At 52.8% G+C, this 17,850-nt stretch carries 15 protein-coding genes; 7 read left to right on the top strand and 8 right to left on the bottom strand.

The annotated features are described in order from the left end of the window. Positions 1-60 precede the first annotated feature (60 nt). Genes H0247_RS16300 through H0247_RS16315 form a run of 4 tightly spaced genes read right to left on the bottom strand, consistent with a single transcriptional unit; the run spans position 61 to position 3,506 of the window. Entirely contained in the window at positions 61-1,503 is a 1,443-nt protein-coding gene (locus H0247_RS16300) for a 6-phospho-beta-glucosidase (RefSeq protein WP_180743488.1), read from the bottom strand. Between the two features lie 33 nt (positions 1,504-1,536). Then, a complete protein-coding gene (locus H0247_RS16305; protein WP_180743553.1) occupies positions 1,537-1,881 on the bottom strand; it encodes a PTS lactose/cellobiose transporter subunit IIA in 345 nt (114 codons plus the stop codon). After that, entirely contained in the window at positions 1,871-3,184 is a 1,314-nt protein-coding gene (locus tag H0247_RS16310; RefSeq protein ID WP_180743489.1) for a PTS sugar transporter subunit IIC, read from the bottom strand. Before H0247_RS16310 ends, H0247_RS16305 begins: the two co-directional genes overlap by 11 nt. A gap of 16 nt (positions 3,185-3,200) precedes the next feature. Further along, positions 3,201-3,506: a PTS sugar transporter subunit IIB gene (locus H0247_RS16315; protein WP_180743490.1), complete on the bottom strand. Its 306-nt coding sequence runs from the start codon at positions 3,504-3,506 to the stop codon at positions 3,201-3,203. 214 nt (positions 3,507-3,720) lie between these two features. Between H0247_RS16315 and H0247_RS16320 the strand changes: the two genes are divergently transcribed. From H0247_RS16320 to H0247_RS16330, 3 genes are all read left to right on the top strand, one after another. Beyond that, complete coding sequence (locus H0247_RS16320) at positions 3,721-4,734, top strand: LacI family DNA-binding transcriptional regulator (protein ID WP_180743554.1); 1,014 nt, start codon at positions 3,721-3,723, stop codon at positions 4,732-4,734. A gap of 313 nt (positions 4,735-5,047) precedes the next feature. After that, a complete protein-coding gene (locus H0247_RS16325; RefSeq protein WP_180743491.1) occupies positions 5,048-7,051 on the top strand; it encodes a methyl-accepting chemotaxis protein in 2,004 nt (667 codons plus the stop codon). Positions 7,052-7,410: 359 nt separating this feature from the next. Beyond that, positions 7,411-8,598, top strand: a complete 1,188-nt coding sequence (locus tag H0247_RS16330; RefSeq protein ID WP_180743492.1) for an MFS transporter — start codon at positions 7,411-7,413, stop codon at positions 8,596-8,598. Between the two features lie 58 nt (positions 8,599-8,656). Here the strand turns inward: H0247_RS16330 and gyrB are convergent, their stop codons facing one another. The 4 genes from gyrB to dnaA are packed head-to-tail and all read right to left on the bottom strand — an operon-like array spanning position 8,657 to position 14,728. Continuing rightward, positions 8,657-11,074: a DNA topoisomerase (ATP-hydrolyzing) subunit B gene (gene gyrB, locus H0247_RS16335; RefSeq protein WP_180743493.1), complete on the bottom strand. Its 2,418-nt coding sequence runs from the start codon at positions 11,072-11,074 to the stop codon at positions 8,657-8,659. Between the two features lie 18 nt (positions 11,075-11,092). Continuing rightward, a complete protein-coding gene (gene recF, locus H0247_RS16340; RefSeq protein ID WP_010281217.1) occupies positions 11,093-12,178 on the bottom strand; it encodes a DNA replication/repair protein RecF in 1,086 nt (361 codons plus the stop codon). Between the two features lie 47 nt (positions 12,179-12,225). Further along, entirely contained in the window at positions 12,226-13,326 is a 1,101-nt protein-coding gene (gene dnaN / locus H0247_RS16345; RefSeq protein WP_180743494.1) for a DNA polymerase III subunit beta, read from the bottom strand. Positions 13,327-13,330: 4 nt separating this feature from the next. Further along, complete coding sequence (dnaA, locus tag H0247_RS16350) at positions 13,331-14,728, bottom strand: chromosomal replication initiator protein DnaA (RefSeq protein WP_180743495.1); 1,398 nt, start codon at positions 14,726-14,728, stop codon at positions 13,331-13,333. A gap of 671 nt (positions 14,729-15,399) precedes the next feature. Here dnaA and rpmH point away from each other — a divergent pair. Genes rpmH through yidC form a run of 4 tightly spaced genes read left to right on the top strand, consistent with a single transcriptional unit; the run spans position 15,400 to position 17,776 of the window. Beyond that, positions 15,400-15,540 (top strand): 50S ribosomal protein L34, encoded by a 141-nt coding sequence (gene rpmH / locus H0247_RS16355; RefSeq protein ID WP_015842368.1) that lies wholly within the window; start codon positions 15,400-15,402, stop codon positions 15,538-15,540. Between the two features lie 18 nt (positions 15,541-15,558). Then, on the top strand, positions 15,559-15,918 hold the full coding sequence (gene rnpA / locus H0247_RS16360) for a ribonuclease P protein component (protein ID WP_071821045.1): 360 nt from the start codon (positions 15,559-15,561) through the stop codon (positions 15,916-15,918). Beyond that, complete coding sequence (yidD, locus tag H0247_RS16365; RefSeq protein ID WP_071821043.1) at positions 15,882-16,139, top strand: membrane protein insertion efficiency factor YidD; 258 nt, start codon at positions 15,882-15,884, stop codon at positions 16,137-16,139. Before rnpA ends, yidD begins: the two co-directional genes overlap by 37 nt. A gap of 2 nt (positions 16,140-16,141) precedes the next feature. Further along, positions 16,142-17,776, top strand: a complete 1,635-nt coding sequence (gene yidC, locus H0247_RS16370) for a membrane protein insertase YidC (RefSeq protein ID WP_180743496.1) — start codon at positions 16,142-16,144, stop codon at positions 17,774-17,776. Positions 17,777-17,850: the final 74 nt, after the last annotated feature.

A 17,850-nucleotide genomic window follows, 5' to 3' on the forward strand; every position in this document is an offset into this window, starting at 1 on the left:
TTTACTCTTCTATTCCGTTAATCCCGTTTCTGTTCTACAGATAGGTTTGACATATAGCCGTTATAGTTCTGCGCCGTTGCTGGCGATCACTGTCTTGTACCAGTCAAAGCTCTTTTTCTTCGAGCGCTTGAACGTACCGGTGCCATCGTCGTGTTTATCCACGTAAATGAAACCATAGCGTTTGCTGTACTGACCGGTGGTGAACGACACGCAGTCGATGCAGCCCCACGGGGTATAGCCCATCAGCTCCACGCCATCTTCCACGACGGCTTTTTTCATCTGCTCGATATGCGCTTTGAGATATTCGATGCGGTAATCGTCGTTAATGCTGCCGTCGGCTTCCACCTTGTCCACCGCGCCAAAGCCGTTTTCAACGATGAACATCGGTTTCTGATAACGCTCGTAGAAGCTGTTCAGCGTATAGCGCAGGCCAACCGGGTCGATCTGCCAGCCCCACTCCGATGCCTTCACATGCGGGTTTTTCACGCCGCCGTCAAAGCCAGTAATCGCATCTCCTTTTTTCTGGCCTTTTGCCGCCAACTGTACCGCGCTGCTCATGTAGTAGCTGAAGCCTAGATAGTCTGTGCAGCCTTCACGCAGCGTCTGTTCGTCTTCCGGCTGCATATCAATCTGGTAGCCTTTGCGCGCCCACTCTTTCAGGATGTAAGACGGGTAATAACCGCGCAGCTGCACATCACCGAACAGGTGGCGTTCACGCATCGCTTCCTGTGCAAACATCACGTCATCAGGATGGCATGACCACGGATAGATCGGTACCAGCGCCAGCATGCAGCCAATTTTGAAGTTCGGGTTAATCTCATGACCCAGCTTCACCACTTTCGCACTGGCGACAAACTGATGATGCAGCGTTTGGTACATCGCCTGCTCCGGCTTGTCGTGATCGGTAAAAATCACGCCGGAACAGCAGTAGCCAAACAGCGGATACTGCCAGTTACGCTGGTTGTTGATCTCATTAAAGGTCATCCAGTATTTCACTTTTGACTGGTAACGCTTCATGACCACTTCGCTGTAACGCACAAAGCAATCCACCACTTTACGGTTCAGCCAGCCGCCGTACTGCTTAACCAGATGATGCGGCATCTCGAAGTGGGACAGCGTAATCACGGGCTCGATGTTGTATTTCAGCAGTTCATCGAACAGGTCGTCATAGAATTGCAGACCCGCTTCATTCGGCTCCAACTCATCACCATTAGGGAAAATACGCGTCCAGGCAATCGAGGTGCGGAAGCATTTGAAGCCCATTTCGGCGAACAGGGCAACATCCTGCTTATAGTGGGAATAGAACTCCACCGCCTGATGGTTTGGATAACTGACACCAGGCTGTACGCCATCGGTAATCACACGGTCAACACCGTGGGCACCGCCGGACAGGACATCGCAAATGCTGACACCTTTGCCGCCTTGATCCCAACCACCTTCAACTTGATGCGCCGCTACCGCGCCGCCCCACAGAAAGTCTTTCGGTAATTGTTCAGCAGACATCTTGTTTCCTTTTCGTTAGTTCAGATTTACATGTTATTCATTTATAAGCTTTTTAAGGGTGGAGATTTCCCGATGCAGTTGAATTAGTTCCTCCACCAGCTCACGGCATAGCATCGCGTTCATCAGGTGGTCTTGCGCGTGAACCAGAATCAGGTTGACCGAGATTTTCCCGCTGCCCTCATCGGCACCAATTAGGGCCGTCTGGATTTGATGGGCTTTACGTGCCGCCACAGAAGCCGTGTTAAGCATTTCCTCGGCCTTGTCCCAGTCGTATTTTCTGGCGGCGCTCAGCGCCTCCATTGAGCAGGAACGTGCCTCTCCCGCATAGATAATCAGTTCCATGACTGTCGTTTCATCAAGCATGGTTTCATCGCGCATCACTCACGGCCTCCTCTGCTGTACCTACTTCTTGTTCGATCAACTGACGTTCATACATTTTGAAGAAGGGGTAATAGATTAGGGACGAAACAACAATCAGTACCCCCACCAGCACCACCGCACGCCAGTCCCACCCCGTAGACCAGGCTGCGCCAATCGGGCCCGGCGTTGTCCAAGGCGCAAGAGAAATGACGCGATGCACTAAATCGGTTTTTAACGCGATATAGGCAAGGGTGGCGTTCACCAGCGGCGCGGTAATAAATGGGATGAACAGCAGCGGGTTCATCACGACGGGTGAACCAAAAATCACCGGTTCATTGATGTTGAACATGCTCGGCACCACGGCCAACTTGCCGATAGAGCGCAGATGAGCAGAACGGCTGCGCAGATAGAGAAAGACCAGCCCCATGGTCGCTCCCGAGCCGCCTATCGTGATAAAAAACTGCCAGAAGGGTTCAATAAAGATTTTGGTGATCGGTGCGCCCGCGTTAAATGCTTCCTGATTGATCCCTAAGTTGGTCAGCCAGAACGCCTGCAAAATGCCTCCGACAATAACAGCGCCGTGAATCCCAGCAAACCACAGCAGGTGGCAGAGCAGCACCGCGATCAGGATGGCAGGGAGCGAATCGGATGCCGAGATAATCGGCGCAAAGACGGCCATGATCGCCTGCGGTAGCAGCATACCGAACTGGCTCTGCATAAACAGGCTAAGCGGGAAAAGCGTCAGGAAGATAGCAAGAATCGGGATCAGCAGATCGAAAGACTGGCGGATTTTCGGCGGTACTTGTTCCGGCAGGCGGATGCCAATATTGTGCTTCTGCAAAAAATGCATCAGTTCCGTCGAATAAATTGCCACGATAATCGCGGTGAAAATCCCCTCGCCGCCCAGCGACCCAACCGGCAGGCTTTTGTCGATTTGCGGCGCCGCCACGACCATAAACGACATCAGCGCCAGGCTGGCAGCCATAAAACCGTTCATTTTATAGCTCTGTGCCAGGTTATAAGCGATGGCGCTGGTGATATACACCGCCATAATGCCCATCGTCATATTGTAGGGCATCATGATCTGTTCGCCGTGGCGTTCCACCATCCCCAGCCACCACTGCGCAAACGCCCATTCACTGTTCGGGCTAAAAGGCGGATGAGCAAATAACATCATAAAAGAGCCGACAATTAAGAAAGGCATGGAGGCAATGAATCCATCCTTAATTGCCACAACATGACGCTGGCTGGAAAGTTTCGCCGCAATCGGGCTAATACGGTTTTCGATAACGCTGAATAATGACTCAGTGAATTTACTCATTATTCCTCCCGTTATATTACGCGATCATCGCTAGGGCATCGTTAAGGACTTTCTCCCCATTCATCATGCCGTAATCAACCATATTAATAACCGCAATCGGCTTCGCTTTTTCGTCAGCTATTGCTTTGAATTCAGGAAGTTTATACTTAATCTGCGGACCAAGAAGGCAGCAATCATATTGCTCAATGAGTTCATTAAACTCTTCAAAACCTACGGCTTTTATCTCAACGGCGATCGCTTTTTGCTCGGCGACCTTTTCCATTCGCTGTACCAGCATGCTGGTAGACATTCCTGCTGCGCAACAGAGTAAAATCTTATTCATACTGCACCTCACCGTCCGTTTTTTTATTATTCAAGCAAGACGAAAAACAATATGCAACCGGTTTCATATTGTTTTTACTGTTTTTTGAAGGCGATCATAAATAGCGCAAGTGGAGAATATTTTTATCCCTACATTCGCCATTGATGATAAAAAAGGAGGATTTTTCCCTATAATGACGGCATCAAGCGGCGCAAAAGGAGAACGGGAAAGTACGATGGTAACCATGCTCGATGTAGCGAAAAAAGCCGGTGTCTCCAAGGCCACCGTATCACGCGTGCTGACGGGAAATAACTACGTCAGTAAAACCACGCGGGATCGGGTATTCCGAGCGATCGAAGAGATTGGCTACCGGCCTAACCTGCTGGCGCGCCAGCTCGCCACAAGCAAATCGCAAATCATTGGTTTGGTCGTGACCAACACGCTATACAGCGGCCCCTACTTTAGCGAATTGCTGTTCCAAACGGCGACCATGACGGAAAAATATGGCCGGCAGCTCATCATGGCGGACGGCAAACACAGTGCCGAAGAAGAACGGGAAGCGATTCAGTTTCTGCTCGATTTACGCTGCGATGCCGTCATTATCTATCCACGCTTTCTTTCTATCGATGCGCTGGAAAGCATCATCGAACAGCATGAACAGCCGATCATGGTCGTCAACCGCACACTGCATCAGCACGGTGATAACGGTATCTGCGCCGACCACCAGCAACACGGCCATGATGCCGTCAATTACCTGATTACGCAGGGTCATCGTGATATTGCGTTTATCTGCGGATCGCCGAATTCACCCACCGGCACGAGCCGACTGGCGGGCTACCGGCAAGCGCTGGAGGAAAATGGGATTCCCTATAGTGACAGTCTGGTTGCGCCTGGCGACTGGACGCATGACAGCGGTTATTCGGCAACAAAAACCCTGCTGCAACAGGCGGGCACTTTCAGTGCTCTGGTCGCCAGCAATGACGACATGGCGATTGGCGCGGCAAAAGCGCTGCGCGAACACGGCCTTGCAATTCCGCAGGACGTTTCGCTGTTGGGGTTCGACGATTTGCCGATGGCCTCATGGTTCCACCCGCCGCTCACTACCGTGCACGTGCCCGTCGCCGAGATGATTAACTATACCCTTGAGAAACTGCTGTGCCGGCTGGAGGATGAAACCGTCCTGCCTGCGCCAGACTTCAAGGGCGAATTGATTATCCGCGATTCTGTCAGCAAAGGCCCAGCCGCTTAACCCACCACTCACTCGGTGAGGTGTTATGCCTCACCTTGCATCCGTCATCACATTACTGCCCGTTTATACTCGTCATACTTTACGTTGCATGTACGTTAGCTGCGCTGATTTGTGACATTTCAGTGAATAATCTAAAGGGATACAGCTTCCCGTCGATAATATAATTGTGATCCAAATCACACTAAATGAATCATGTAAGGGAATTCACATAAAAAACATAGAACAGTAATACACTGATTTTTTTATAAAAAAGCACCCGTACACACGAGAATTGACGGGTATAGGCACTTATATCCCAGGGGATATTACGCATATGTCTACAACACTGTTACCGGTTAATCACAGCACCCCATCCATCCACGCCTCACCAGACGCGTCAAAAAGAAAACTCAGCACACGGACGCTGATGCTACTGGCAGGCGTTACCACTATCGCACTCGGTTTTATTCTCACTATCGGCCTGCTGATCTGGCAATCCGGCCAGCAGCAAAAGACCATCGCACAGCAGTATCTTGAGCAAACGGCGTATACCAACAGCTACCTGATTCAGCAAAAACTGGATGTCGCACTCCATGCGGCACGTAATTTGGTGCAAAGCGTGGTTAGCCTGCAAGAAGCAGGCAACGCCGATCGGAAAACCGCAGAAACACTGCTGAAGAATGCGCTGAAGAGCCACCCTGATTTCCTTTCGATGTCGCTGGCATGGGAACCTGATGCGTTCGACGGCAAAGATCGAGAGTACGCTGGCCAGCCCGATCAGGATCCGCAAGGCCGCTTCGTCCGTTATGTCGACCGCGATACCGCAGGCAACGTTGCGCTGCATAATCTGGTGGATTATGAAACGCCCGGCAGCGGCGATTACTATCTGCTGCCGAAGAAGCTCCAGAAAGAAGTGATTCTGGAACCGTATAGCTACCCTTACAACGGCGTCGATGTCCTGCTGACCTCCATTGCCGTGCCCATCATCATCAACAACAAATTTTACGGCTCCGTTACCGCGGATTTCTCGCTGGATACGCTGCAACAGCTGACCAACAACATAAAACCCTATGAGGGAACGGGCTACGCCCAACTGCTGTCCCACACTGGCGCCTACATTTCTCACCCCGACAAAGCTAGGGTGACAAAAAAAATTGAAAACGACCCCACGCTGCTTGAGCATGTCACAACAGGGCAGTCTTATCAGATTGAACGTCACAGTGCAGTGTTGAACACATCGGCGTTTAACGTGTATGTACCCGTTACTATCGGTAATACCGGTACGCCCTGGATGCTTGGCCTGTCTGCTCCGGTCAATGTGGTGATGGCGAAAACGGTGCAGCAGCGGAACCTGGGGCTGCTGCTTATGGTGCTGAGTATCGTGGTGGTTTCTGGCGTACTGGGCATCATATTTAACCGCAAGGTCGCTCGTCCTATCGGTGGGGAACCTTCTCAGGCGGCGCAGATCGCCCTGTCCGTTGCGCAAGGGGATTTAACGCAAAGCATTCCCGTACAACCGAAGGACGACAGCAGTATTTTTTATGCCATGAATGCCATGCAGGCACAGTTGAGGGATATCGCCGAGCAGCTGATTAGCACCAGCGAATCCGTCAGCCACGGTGCGACGGAAATTGCGGCAGGCAACACCGATCTAGCTTCCCGTACCGAGCAACAGGCGGCGGCTTTGGAAGAAACTGCCGCCAGCATGGAGCAGATTACGGCGACGGTAAAACAGAATGCGGATAACGCCCATAACGCCACCACACTGGCGCAGAACGCGGCCCACATCGCTCAGAAAGGTGACAAGATAGTCGGTCAGGTTGTTCACATTATGAGTGAGATCGACGACAGTTCGAAGAAAATTGCCGACATTACCAGCATCATTAGTGGTATCGCGTTCCAAACCAATATTCTGGCACTCAACGCGGCAGTGGAAGCCGCCAGAGCGGGCGAACAAGGGCGCGGTTTTGCCGTTGTTGCCAACGAGGTGCGCAACCTCGCGCAACGCAGTGCCAGTGCCGTAAAAGACATCACCGCGCTGATTACAGAGTCCGCCAGCCGCGTCGATAGCGGCGTCACGCTGGTTCAGAACGCCGGTGAGACCATGCAGGAAATGCTGAGTGCCGTCACGTCGGTAAAAGATATCATGGACGAGATTGTCTCCGCATCGGATGAACAATCGCGTGGGATCAGCCAGGTGACACAGGCCGTTCATGAGATGGACGGCGTCACCCAGCAGAACGCCGCACTGGTGCAGGAAGCCACGGCTGCGGCCGCGTCGCTGGAAGAACAGGCCAGACAGCTCGCGCAAACGGTGCTGGTATTCAAGCTCTCGTAATCCTCCTTCTTCACCCACTCCCCACACGGGCCGGAAACGGCCCGTGCATTATTCCCAACGTGGGCAGCCGTCCTCGAACGAATGTGACGTAGGCTTCAGCTCCGGGCTGTTTTTCTCATCAAGAGGATGGTTCACCCGTGGCTCTGAACCGAATCTGCCCACATAAACACCCACCCAAATATGATTTGATCGTCACGCTACTCTCTCCCTATTCTGCCGAAAAGGCGGGTATCAATATTCGCCATAGATGATATAAGTAATATGCTAACCTTATGATCCCTTTGCCAGGGAGTGACGCCCAGTCCTTGCGCCAGCTCTCACGATAATAAAATCTACAGACCCGTAAGCTGCAAATATATATGAAATTCATAAAATTACCGCTACTGGCGCAAATCTCATCAGCGCATTTGGTGAGTCACTTCCATATGATGGTGCTACCTGCACTTATTCCGCTGCTATCAGCCCAGCGCGATATCAGTTTTGTTGAACTTGGGTTTGCGCTCAGCGTATTCAACATCGTCTCCGCCTGTGTACAGACGCCGATTGGTTTTATGGTGGACCGCATCGGCGCGCGCCGCACATTAACCGCAGGCTTAGCGCTCGGAAGCCTCTGTTTTCTCTCGCTCGGTTTCTCAGGCAGCTATGTTTGGCTGGTCGCCGCGATGGGGCTGGCTGGCGTGGCAAACGCGGTTTATCACCCGGCGGATTACGCCTTACTGTCGCGCGGAATTGATGAAAAACGTATGGGCCGCGCCTTCTCGGTACATACCTTCTCCGGCTTTCTGGGTACGGCCATTGCGCCCGGCATTTTGCTGTCCATCGCCGCCTTTTCCGGCATCAATAGCGCCTTTATCGTTTCCGGCATCATCGGCTTACTGACGATACCACTGCTTCTGACCGATCGCGATGAACCTAGCCGAGTGAAGCCTGCGGTGACAAACACCCAGCCAGGCAAAGTGCGTGCACCTGTGTTCACACTGCCGATTCTGGCGCTGTTGATTCTGTTCCTGCTGCTGAATTTAAGTACGGGTTCAATCCAGAACTTCTCGGTGACCGCGTTAGTCACGGGCTACGACTTGTCGCTATCACAGGCTAACGTGGCGCTTACCGCATTCCTGTTCGCCAGCGCCTTTGGCGTACTGGCTGGCGGCGCATTGGCGGATAAAACCAGGCGTCATGGGCTGGTAGCGACAGCGGCGCTGGCCGTGACCGCCGTGCTGGTCAGTATTGTTGCCCTGTATTCCTTACCGACTCTCGTGCTGGTGCCGTTGCTGGCTGCTGCCGGTTTCCTCTCCGGTATGATCGCGCCCTCTCGGGATATGCTGGTGCGTGCCGCCTCACCGCCGGGTGCGGAAGGACGGGTATTTGGGATTGTTTCTACTGGCTTCAACATCGGCGGGGCGGCGGGGCCGGTGCTGTTCGGCTGGCTGCTGGATCACGGTCACCCTCACGCCATTTTCTGGTCTGCCGTCATCTTTATGCTGATCACGGCGTTTATCACGCTGCTACAGGAAATGCGCAGCGCCAAACGGCGTGCGCTGGCCTGATAAAAAAAGCCAGCTCCGCAGGGAGCTGGCTTAGATAACGATAACAACGTAGACCGAATCAGATATCGATATTCATCGCTTTCAGGGCGTTCTCTTCGATAAACGCACGGCGCGGTTCAACGGCATCCCCCATCAGGGTCGTGAACAGCTCATCAGCGGCAATGGCGTCTTTCACCGTCACGCGCAGCATGCGGCGGCTGGTCGGATCCATCGTGGTTTCCCACAACTGATCCGGGTTCATTTCACCCAGACCTTTATACCGCTGTACGCTCAAACCACGGCGGGACTCTTTCACCAGCCACTCCAGCGCCTGCTCAAAGCTGGCAACCGGTTGACGACGCTCACCACGTTCGATGTACGCATCTTCTTCAATCAGGCCGCGCAGTTTTTCGCCCAGTTGATTCAATTTGCGGTATTCGCTACCCTCGACAAAGCCTGCGCCCAGCGGATAATCGGTATCCACACCGTGCGTACGCACACGCAGCGCCGGTTCAAATACGCCACGTTCTTCATCATGGTGAATGACAAAGCTGTAGGTGCTGCCGTGCACTTCGTTTTCGTTCAGGCTGCTAACCAGCGATTCCGCCCACGCCTGCACCTTTTCACGCTCGCTCAAATCCGCTTCGGACAACGTCGGTTGATAGATCAGACGGTTCAGTAATGTACGTGGGAAGCGGCGCTCCATACGACCGATTTGCTTTTGTACGGCATAGTGTTCAGCAACCAGTTTCTCCAGCGGTTCACCCGCCAGCGCAGGAGCCTGTGCATTGGTGTGCAGCGTCGCGCCGTCCAGTGCCAGCATAATCTGGTACTGATCCATCGCTTCATCATCTTTGATGTACTGTTCCTGCTTACCTTTTTTCACCTTGTACAGCGGCGGCTGCGCAATGTAAACGTGGCCACGCTCAACGATTTCAGGCAGTTGACGATAGAAGAAGGTCAACAGCAGGGTGCGGATGTGCGAACCATCCACGTCCGCATCGGTCATGATGATGATGTTGTGATAACGCAGCTTGTCCGGGTTGTATTCATCACGGCCAATGCCGCAACCCAGCGCGGTGATCAGCGTCGCCACTTCCTGCGAGGACAGCATCTTGTCAAAACGGGCTTTCTCAACGTTCAGGATTTTACCCTTCAACGGCAGAATCGCCTGATTCTTACGGTTACGCCCCTGCTTGGCAGAGCCGCCCGCTGAGTCCCCTTCCACCAGGTACAGTTCAGACAGCGCGGGGTCACGTTCCTGACAGTCCGCCAGTTTGCCCGGCAGGCCAGCCAAATCGAGCGCGCCTTTACGGCGTGTCATATCACGGGCTTTACGCGCCGCTTCACGGGCACGTGCGGCATCGATAATTTTGCCGACCACGATTTTGGCGTCTGACGGGTTTTCCATCAGGTAATCCACCAGCTTCTCGTTCATCAGCGATTCGACGGCGGTTTTCACTTCGGAAGAAACCAGCTTGTCTTTGGTCTGCGAGGAGAATTTCGGATCCGGCACTTTCACGGAAACCACGGCAATCAGCCCTTCACGCGCATCGTCACCGGTAGCGCTGACTTTGGCTTTCTTGCTGTAGCCTTCTTTATCCATGTAAGTATTCAGCGTACGAGTCATCGCGGCACGGAAACCGGCCAGGTGTGTACCACCATCACGCTGTGGAATGTTGTTGGTAAAGCAGTAAATGTTTTCCTGGAAACCATCGTTCCACTGCAATGCCACTTCCACGCCGATGTCATCTTTCACCGTCGAAAAATAAAACACATTCGGGTGAATAGGCGTTTTGTTGCGGTTCAGGTAATCAACGAAGGCCTTGATACCGCCGTCATAATGGTAGTGATCGGCTTTATCTTTCTCACGCTCGTCGATCAAGCGAATGGAAACACCGGAGTTCAGGAACGACAGCTCGCGCAGACGCTTAGCCAGAATTTCATACTCGAACTCCACCACGTTGGTGAACGTTTCATGGCTCGGCCAGAAGCGCACCGTGGTACCGGTTCTATTGGTTTCACCCGTCACGGCCAGCGGTGCCTGTGGCACGCCGTGTTTATAGGTCTGCTCGTGAAGTTTTCCATCACGGTGAATCACCAGCGTCAGTTTTTCAGACAAGGCGTTAACCACGGAAACCCCAACGCCGTGCAGGCCGCCGGAGACTTTATACGAGTTATCATCGAACTTACCGCCAGCGTGCAACACGGTCATGATCACTTCAGCCGCAGACACGCCCTCTTCCGGGTGAATCCCCGTCGGAATACCACGGCCATCATCCTGCACCGATACCGAGTTATCGGCATGGATGGTGATGACAATGTCTTTACAATAGCCAGCGAGCGCTTCGTCGATAGCGTTGTCCACAACCTCGAATACCATGTGATGCAGGCCGGTACCGTCGTCCGTATCGCCGATATACATACCTGGGCGTTTACGTACCGCATCCAGCCCTTTCAATACCTTGATACTTGAGGAGTCATAAGAATTCGACATCAACGTTTCTCGCTCATTTTAGTCCTGTGATTGAACCGTTATTTTACCCTGTTCCACGCGGAACATCTTGCCCTTTTCACCAACCATGTCCTCTATCTGCTCAGCGCTGACCGCGCTGACAAAAACCTGTGCATGGGTGGCTTTCAACCGTTCGGCTAACAAACGACGGCGGGTACTATCCAGTTCGGAAGCAAAGTCATCAATCAGATACAGACAGCGCAGTCCGTTCTGACGGGTGAGAAATTCACCCTGAGCCAGCCTCAGCGCACACATCAGCAGCTTGAGCTGGCCACGGGACAGCATATCCTCTACCGCCACGCCGCTGGCGCGGATGCGGAAGTCGGCTTTATGCGGCCCCAGCGCCGTATAACCTAACATACGGTCGCGTTCGAACTGCCGTTCCAGCAGTTCGGCATACTCACTTTCTTTATCCCAGCCGCGCTGGAAAGAGAAACTGAGCGAAAATTCAGGCAGAAATTGCGTACAGGTCGTGGCGATATCATTGGCAATCGCCGCACTGTATTGCGCACGCCATTCGCTGATACGTTCCGCCAGTGGAACCAGTTCCTGATCCCAGGCTCTCAGTTGCCCATAGTGACTCACCTGACGCAGCGCCGCATTACGCTGGCGCAACAAACGTTTCATGTTGCTCCAGGCCGCGAAAAAACCGGGCTCGTTATGGAAACACCCCCAGTCGAGAAAGGCGCGACGAAACTTCGGCCCACCGTTGAGCAGGGTAAATCCTTCTGGGGTGATCAGCTGTATCGGCAGCAGTTGCGCCAGTTCAGCGACTTTATGGCCGTCGCTGCCGTCGATCCGCACCTTGCTGTCGCCCTGACGGTTTTTGCTTAACCCGACGGAGCGCTCCGTTTCTGTACCATCAATACGGCCATGCAGCACAAACTCAGGCTGGTCATGACGAATCACGCGCCCTGCCTGAATGCTGCGAAACGCCCGTCCGTGCCCTAGCGTATAAATCGCTTCCAGTACGCTGGTTTTACCGCTGCCGTTGGCACCCACTAAAAAATTGAAACCGGGGACCAGCGCCAGATCGGCCGCTTCGATATTGCGGAAATCTTTGATGAGAAGACGAGTGAGAGCCATGTTGCAGATATCTTATATGGGAGGGCAAGTAGACTTGCCCGATAATTCTACAACCGCATTGGCATGACGACATAGGCCGCCGCCCGGCTGGCGCTATCTTCGATCTGCACGCTGGAAACGGAGTCGGTCAGCAACAAACGGACACCGTCGCACTTCAGCGCGTTCAGCACATCCAGCACATAGCTAACGTTAAAGCCGATTTCCATCTCAGTGCCGTCGTACTGCACATCCAGAATCTCTTCCGCTTCTTCCTGCTCTGGGTTGTTGGCAGTAATTTTGAGCTGATTCTGAATCAGGTGCAGGCGTACGCCGCGGAATTTCTCATTCGATAAAATCGCCGCACGAGAGAAGGCCTGCTTGAGCAAATCACAGCTGGCTTCCAACGTTTTATCTGGGTTCTTCGGCAATACGCGGCGATAATCAGGGAAACGCCCATCGACCAGCTTCGACGTAAAAATGAAGTCGCCGACATGCGCGCGAATATTGTTGCTACCGATTTGCAGCTGTAACGGTGTATCGCCGCCATCCAGCAAACGCACCAGCTCCATCACACCTTTACGCGGCACGATCACCGAATGTGACGGTAAAGGTTGGCCAACGGGCATGGAGCAGACCGCCAGACGGTGACCATCAGTCGCGACCGTGCGCAACTCTTCACCTTCGGTTTCAAACAACATACCGTTGAGGTAGTAGCGAACATCCTGATGCGCCATCGAAAACTGCGTCGCTTCGATCAAACGCTTCATCGTCGCCTGCGGCAGAGAAAATTCAACGTCGCTCTGCCAGTCATCCAGATTAGGGAAATCCGCCGCAGGTAGCATAGACAGCGAGAAACGGCTGCGGCCAGAGCGCACCAGCATGCGATCGCCATCCAGCATGATGGTGATTTCCGCGCCTTCCGGCAGCCCCCGGCAAATATCGAACAGCTTGCGGGCTGGGACGGTCGTGGCACCAGGCTCATGCGGCTGCGTCAGCGCCACTTTCGCCACCATCTCCATTTCCAGATCGGTACCGGTCAGCGACAGTGCGTCTTCCGTCACCTGAATCAGCAGGTTGCCCAGAATCGGTAAAGTCGGTCGGCCGCCCAGCGGGCTGCTGACCTGTTGTAATGGCTTTAACAGACGTTCGCGTTCAACAATAAATTTCATAGTGTTATGACGATAGAGTTCTGATTAAATTGGAAAAATCTTCTTTGATGTCGTGGCTTTCTTCACGCAACTGCTCAATTTTACGGCAGGCATGCAACACCGTCGTATGGTCACGCCCGCCAAAGGCATCGCCGATTTCCGGCAGGCTGTGATTCGTCAGTTCTTTCGCCAACGCCATCGCCATCTGGCGCGGACGCGCCACCGAGCGGGAACGACGTTTAGACAGCAGGTCGGCTACTTTGATTTTATAGTATTCCGCCACGGTCTTTTGAATATTGTCGATAGTAACCAGTTTTTCCTGCAACGCCAGCAGATCGCGCAGCGCCTCACGCACAAAATCAATAGTGATCGAGCGGCCGGTAAAATTGGCATTCGCGATAACGCGGTTCAGTGCGCCTTCCAGCTCACGCACGTTAGAACGCAGGCGCTTGGCAATAAAGAACGCCACTTCACCAGGCAGGCGGATGTCGTTTTCATCCGCTTTCTTCATCAGAATCGCCACGCGAGTTTCCAGCTCTGGCGGTTCAATCGCGACCGTTAACCCCCAACCAAAGCGGGATTTCAGGCGATCTTCCACACCGTTGATCTCTTTCGGGTAGCGGTCAGACGTCAGAATAATTTGCTGATTGCCTTCCAGTAACGCATTAAAGGTATGAAAGAATTCTTCCTGCGAGCGCTCTTTATTAGCAAAGAATTGAATATCATCGATAAGCAGTGCATCAACAGAACGGTAGTAGCGTTTGAATTCTTCAATCGCATTGTTCTGCAAGGCTTTCACCATATCCTGCACGAAGCGCTCGGAGTGCATGTAGACCACTTTCGCGTTGGGTTTGCGGGCAATGATGCCATTTCCCACCGCGTGCAACAGGTGCGTTTTACCCAAGCCGGTACCGCCATAAAGAAACAGCGGATTATAGGCACCGCCTGGGTTATCGGCCACCTGACGCGCCGCCGCGCGTGCTAACTGGTTCGATTTACCCTCAACGAAGTTATCAAACGTATGCTTGGGGTTCACATTGGAACGATAAGTATGCTCTGCCTGTACCGGCGAATTATCCCAACTTGGACGTACCGGAGCTGATCGCACCTGCTGCGCAGGCGCAGCACTGACCTGCTTATGATGCGGCTGCGTAGGCTGGCTGAGAGCCTGAACCAGCGGTTTACTCCCCACCTCGAAACGCAGCAAAGGGGCATCCATCCCGCAGAAATCATTCAGCAGGCCATTGATATTATTTAAATATTTATCACGAACCCAATCCAGTACAAAGCGATTAGGGGCGTAGAGCGCCAGAGTGTTATCACTCAGCTCCGCCTGTAACGGGCGTATCCACATACTGAATTCTGTGGCAGGTAACTCATCCTGCAAACGGGCAAGACACTGCTGCCAAAGCGAAAGCGACACGGCGGACTCCACTCGAACAAGAACGATCAAAAAGAAAAGAATAAGATGTTATTTATGTAACTCATGATTTTTGGTGTCTGCGTTATCCACACTTGCATCATTCACAATTCAGATAGCAGACACACCACATAGCGCGGCGATTTATCCCGACGATCCATTAAAAGGATCGCTGACGGGACCGCGGATCATACCCTAATCCGCCAAAGAGATCTTCCCCTTCTACACAGTTTCGATCCTTTTTATCCACAGGCTATTCTTATCGCGGTTCCCTGCGTCACGCCAAATGGACGGCGAGTCGGCATTTTATCCCCGCCTGATGAAACGCACTTAAGCATACCTTCGGAGACACGATCGTTACGGTGATATCGATCATGATCTTACCGGACAGATCGTTGGAGGATCCTTGCGCTTTGCAATAGAGTCCGTATAATTCCCTGCCCGCGCGTCTACGCCTTTCTGTGCTCTGACAGGCAGAAATTCCAAAAATAGTCGGAATGGCTGGCGTGTGAAGTGTGATGTTAATTGACTCAGGACTGTACAATTATTACAATCCTGCCTCTTTCCGTTATATAGACTGTGATATGCGATTGAGGCGTCGGTCATTTTCACGCCGAACAGCCAAACGCGTTTACTGTGAAGTTATAATTTTCCAAGTTTAGGTAGAAATCGCCATGAAACGCACTTTCCAACCGTCCGTACTGAAGCGTAACCGTAGCCATGGTTTCCGTGCTCGTATGGCAACCAAGAATGGTCGTCAAGTTCTGGCCCGCCGTCGTGCGAAAGGCCGTGCTCGTCTGTCTGTTTCTAAGTAATAAAAGCTAACCCACCGAGTGGTTAAGCTCGCATTTCCCAGGGAGTTACGTTTGTTAACTCCCAGTCATTTCACTTTCGTCTTCCAGCAACCGCAACGGGCTGGCACGCCGCAAATTACCATACTCGGCCGCCTGAACTCGCTGGGGCATCCCCGCATCGGTCTTACCGTCGCCAAAAAGCATGTCAAACGTGCTCATGAACGCAATCGGATTAAACGCCTGACGCGCGAAAGCTTTCGCCTGCATCAACATTCATTGCCTGCAATGGATTTTGTCGTGCTCGTGAAAAAAGGGGTGTCTGAGCTGGATAACCGCACTCTGACGGAAGCATTGGAAAAACTATGGCGTCGGCACCGTCGTTTGGCTCCCGACTCCTGATCGGGTTGATACGCGGTTATCAACTCGTTATCAGCCCGTTACTCGGACCACATTGCCGGTTCCGGCCAACGTGCTCGCAATACGGGATTGAAGCAATACGCAGGTTCGGCATGATAAAAGGCTGTTGGTTGACGCTTAAACGCGTATTAAAATGCCATCCTTTGAACCCTGGTGGTGATGATCCCGTACCGCCAAAAACCGACAATAACAGAGAACATTAACGATGGATTCGCAACGCAATCTTCTTCTCATCGCTCTGCTATTCGTAACCTTTATGCTTTGGCAGGCTTGGGAAACGGATAAAAATCCGCCAACCACCACGCAGACCATACAGCAGGCGACGAACGCAGTGACCGGTGATGCTAACAACCAGGGCGTACCAGCCAGCGGTCAAGGCAAACTGATCACGGTGAAAACCGACGTACTGTCGCTGACAATCAATACACGTGGCGGCGATGTCGAGCAAGCCCACCTGCTGGCTTACCCAGATACATTGGGTTCAGATAAACCTTTCCATCTGCTGGAAACCACCTCAGAGTTTGTCTATCAAGCTCAGAGCGGTTTAACGGGCAAAAACGGCCCAGATAACCCAGCTAACGGCCCACGTCCGCTGTTTACCACCACGCAAGATAGCTTCGAACTGGCTGATGGCCAGAACGAACTGCGTATTCCGCTGACCTACACCGCGGCTGACGGAGTGGTTTACACCAAAACGTTTGTTCTGAAACGTGGCGGCTATGCACTGAACGTTGACTATAGTGTCAACAACACCAGCGCTCAACCTCTGGAACTTACGCTGTTCGGTCAGTTAAAGCAGTCTATCGATCTGCCTAAGCACCGTGACACCGGCAGCAGCAACTTTGCACTGCACACCTACCGTGGCGCGGCGTTTTCTTCCAGCGAAGACAAGTACAAAAAGTACAGCTTCAGCGACATGGACGAAAACCTGAACGTCACGACCAACAGTGGTTGGGTGGCAATGCTGCAACAGTATTTCGCCACTGCGTGGATTCCAACGACGGCAGGCGCGAATACGTTCTATACCAGTAAACTGGGTAACGGCCAGGCTGCGATTGGCTTCAAAGCCGCGCCGGTTGTGGTTGCCGCAGGTAGCCAACAGAACCTGAACGCGACGCTGTGGGTCGGCCCAGAAATTCAGGACAAGATGGCTGCTGTCGCACCGCATCTGGATCTGACCGTAGATTACGGCTGGCTGTGGTTTATTTCTCAGCCGCTGTTTAAGCTGCTGAAATTCCTGCACGGCTTTATCGGCAACTGGGGCTTCTCCATCATTGCCATTACCTTTATCGTTCGTGGCGTGATGTATCCGCTGACGAAAGCGCAATACACCTCGATGGCGAAAATGCGCTTGCTGCAACCTAAATTGCAGGCGATGCGTGAGCGTATTGGTGATGACAAACAGCGCATGAGTCAGGAAATGATGGCGCTGTACAAGTCAGAGAAAGTGAACCCGCTGGGCGGTTGTTTCCCACTGCTGATTCAGATGCCAATCTTCCTGGCACTGTATTACATGCTGATGGGCTCCGTTGAACTGCGTCACGCGCCGTTCGCCCTGTGGATTCATGACCTGTCCGCACAAGACCCGTACTACATTCTGCCGATCCTGATGGGCGTGACGATGTTCTTCATCCAGAAGATGTCACCCACCACCGTGACCGACCCAATGCAGCAGAAGATCATGACCTACATGCCGGTCATCTTTACCGTCTTCTTCCTGTGGTTCCCGTCAGGTCTGGTTATGTACTACATCGTGAGTAACCTGGTTACCATTCTCCAGCAGCAGTTGATCTACCGCGGTCTGGAAAAACGTGGTTTGCATAGCCGCGAGAAAAAGTAATCCGGTTGATAGCTAACCGATAGAAAGCGTAAGGCGGTCATTGACCGCCTTATTTTTTTAATGGCTGTTTTATC

Origin of the sequence: Pectobacterium sp. CFBP8739, assembly GCF_013449375.1 — a bacterium.
Lineage (GTDB): Bacteria > Pseudomonadota > Gammaproteobacteria > Enterobacterales > Enterobacteriaceae > Pectobacterium.

What these genes read in the sequence shown, in the direction of transcription:
- H0247_RS16330 (WP_180743492.1), top strand. Translation starts at nt 7,411, where the DNA reads ATGAAATTCATAAAATTACCGCTACTGGCGCAAATCTCATCAGCGCAT.
- H0247_RS16305 (WP_180743553.1), bottom strand. Translation starts at nt 1,881, where the DNA reads ATGCGCGATGAAACCATGCTTGATGAAACGACAGTCATGGAACTGATT.
- H0247_RS16300 (WP_180743488.1), bottom strand. Translation starts at nt 1,503, where the DNA reads ATGTCTGCTGAACAATTACCGAAAGACTTTCTGTGGGGCGGCGCGGTA.
- H0247_RS16315 (WP_180743490.1), bottom strand. Translation starts at nt 3,506, where the DNA reads ATGAATAAGATTTTACTCTGTTGCGCAGCAGGAATGTCTACCAGCATG.
- yidD (WP_071821043.1), top strand. Translation starts at nt 15,882, where the DNA reads ATGGCGTCGGCACCGTCGTTTGGCTCCCGACTCCTGATCGGGTTGATA.
- H0247_RS16320 (WP_180743554.1), top strand. Translation starts at nt 3,721, where the DNA reads ATGGTAACCATGCTCGATGTAGCGAAAAAAGCCGGTGTCTCCAAGGCC.
- recF (WP_010281217.1), bottom strand. Translation starts at nt 12,178, where the DNA reads ATGGCTCTCACTCGTCTTCTCATCAAAGATTTCCGCAATATCGAAGCG.
- rpmH (WP_015842368.1), top strand. Translation starts at nt 15,400, where the DNA reads ATGAAACGCACTTTCCAACCGTCCGTACTGAAGCGTAACCGTAGCCAT.
- H0247_RS16310 (WP_180743489.1), bottom strand. Translation starts at nt 3,184, where the DNA reads ATGAGTAAATTCACTGAGTCATTATTCAGCGTTATCGAAAACCGTATT.
- H0247_RS16325 (WP_180743491.1), top strand. Translation starts at nt 5,048, where the DNA reads ATGTCTACAACACTGTTACCGGTTAATCACAGCACCCCATCCATCCAC.
- gyrB (WP_180743493.1), bottom strand. Translation starts at nt 11,074, where the DNA reads ATGTCGAATTCTTATGACTCCTCAAGTATCAAGGTATTGAAAGGGCTG.
- yidC (WP_180743496.1), top strand. Translation starts at nt 16,142, where the DNA reads ATGGATTCGCAACGCAATCTTCTTCTCATCGCTCTGCTATTCGTAACC.
- dnaN (WP_180743494.1), bottom strand. Translation starts at nt 13,326, where the DNA reads ATGAAATTTATTGTTGAACGCGAACGTCTGTTAAAGCCATTACAACAG.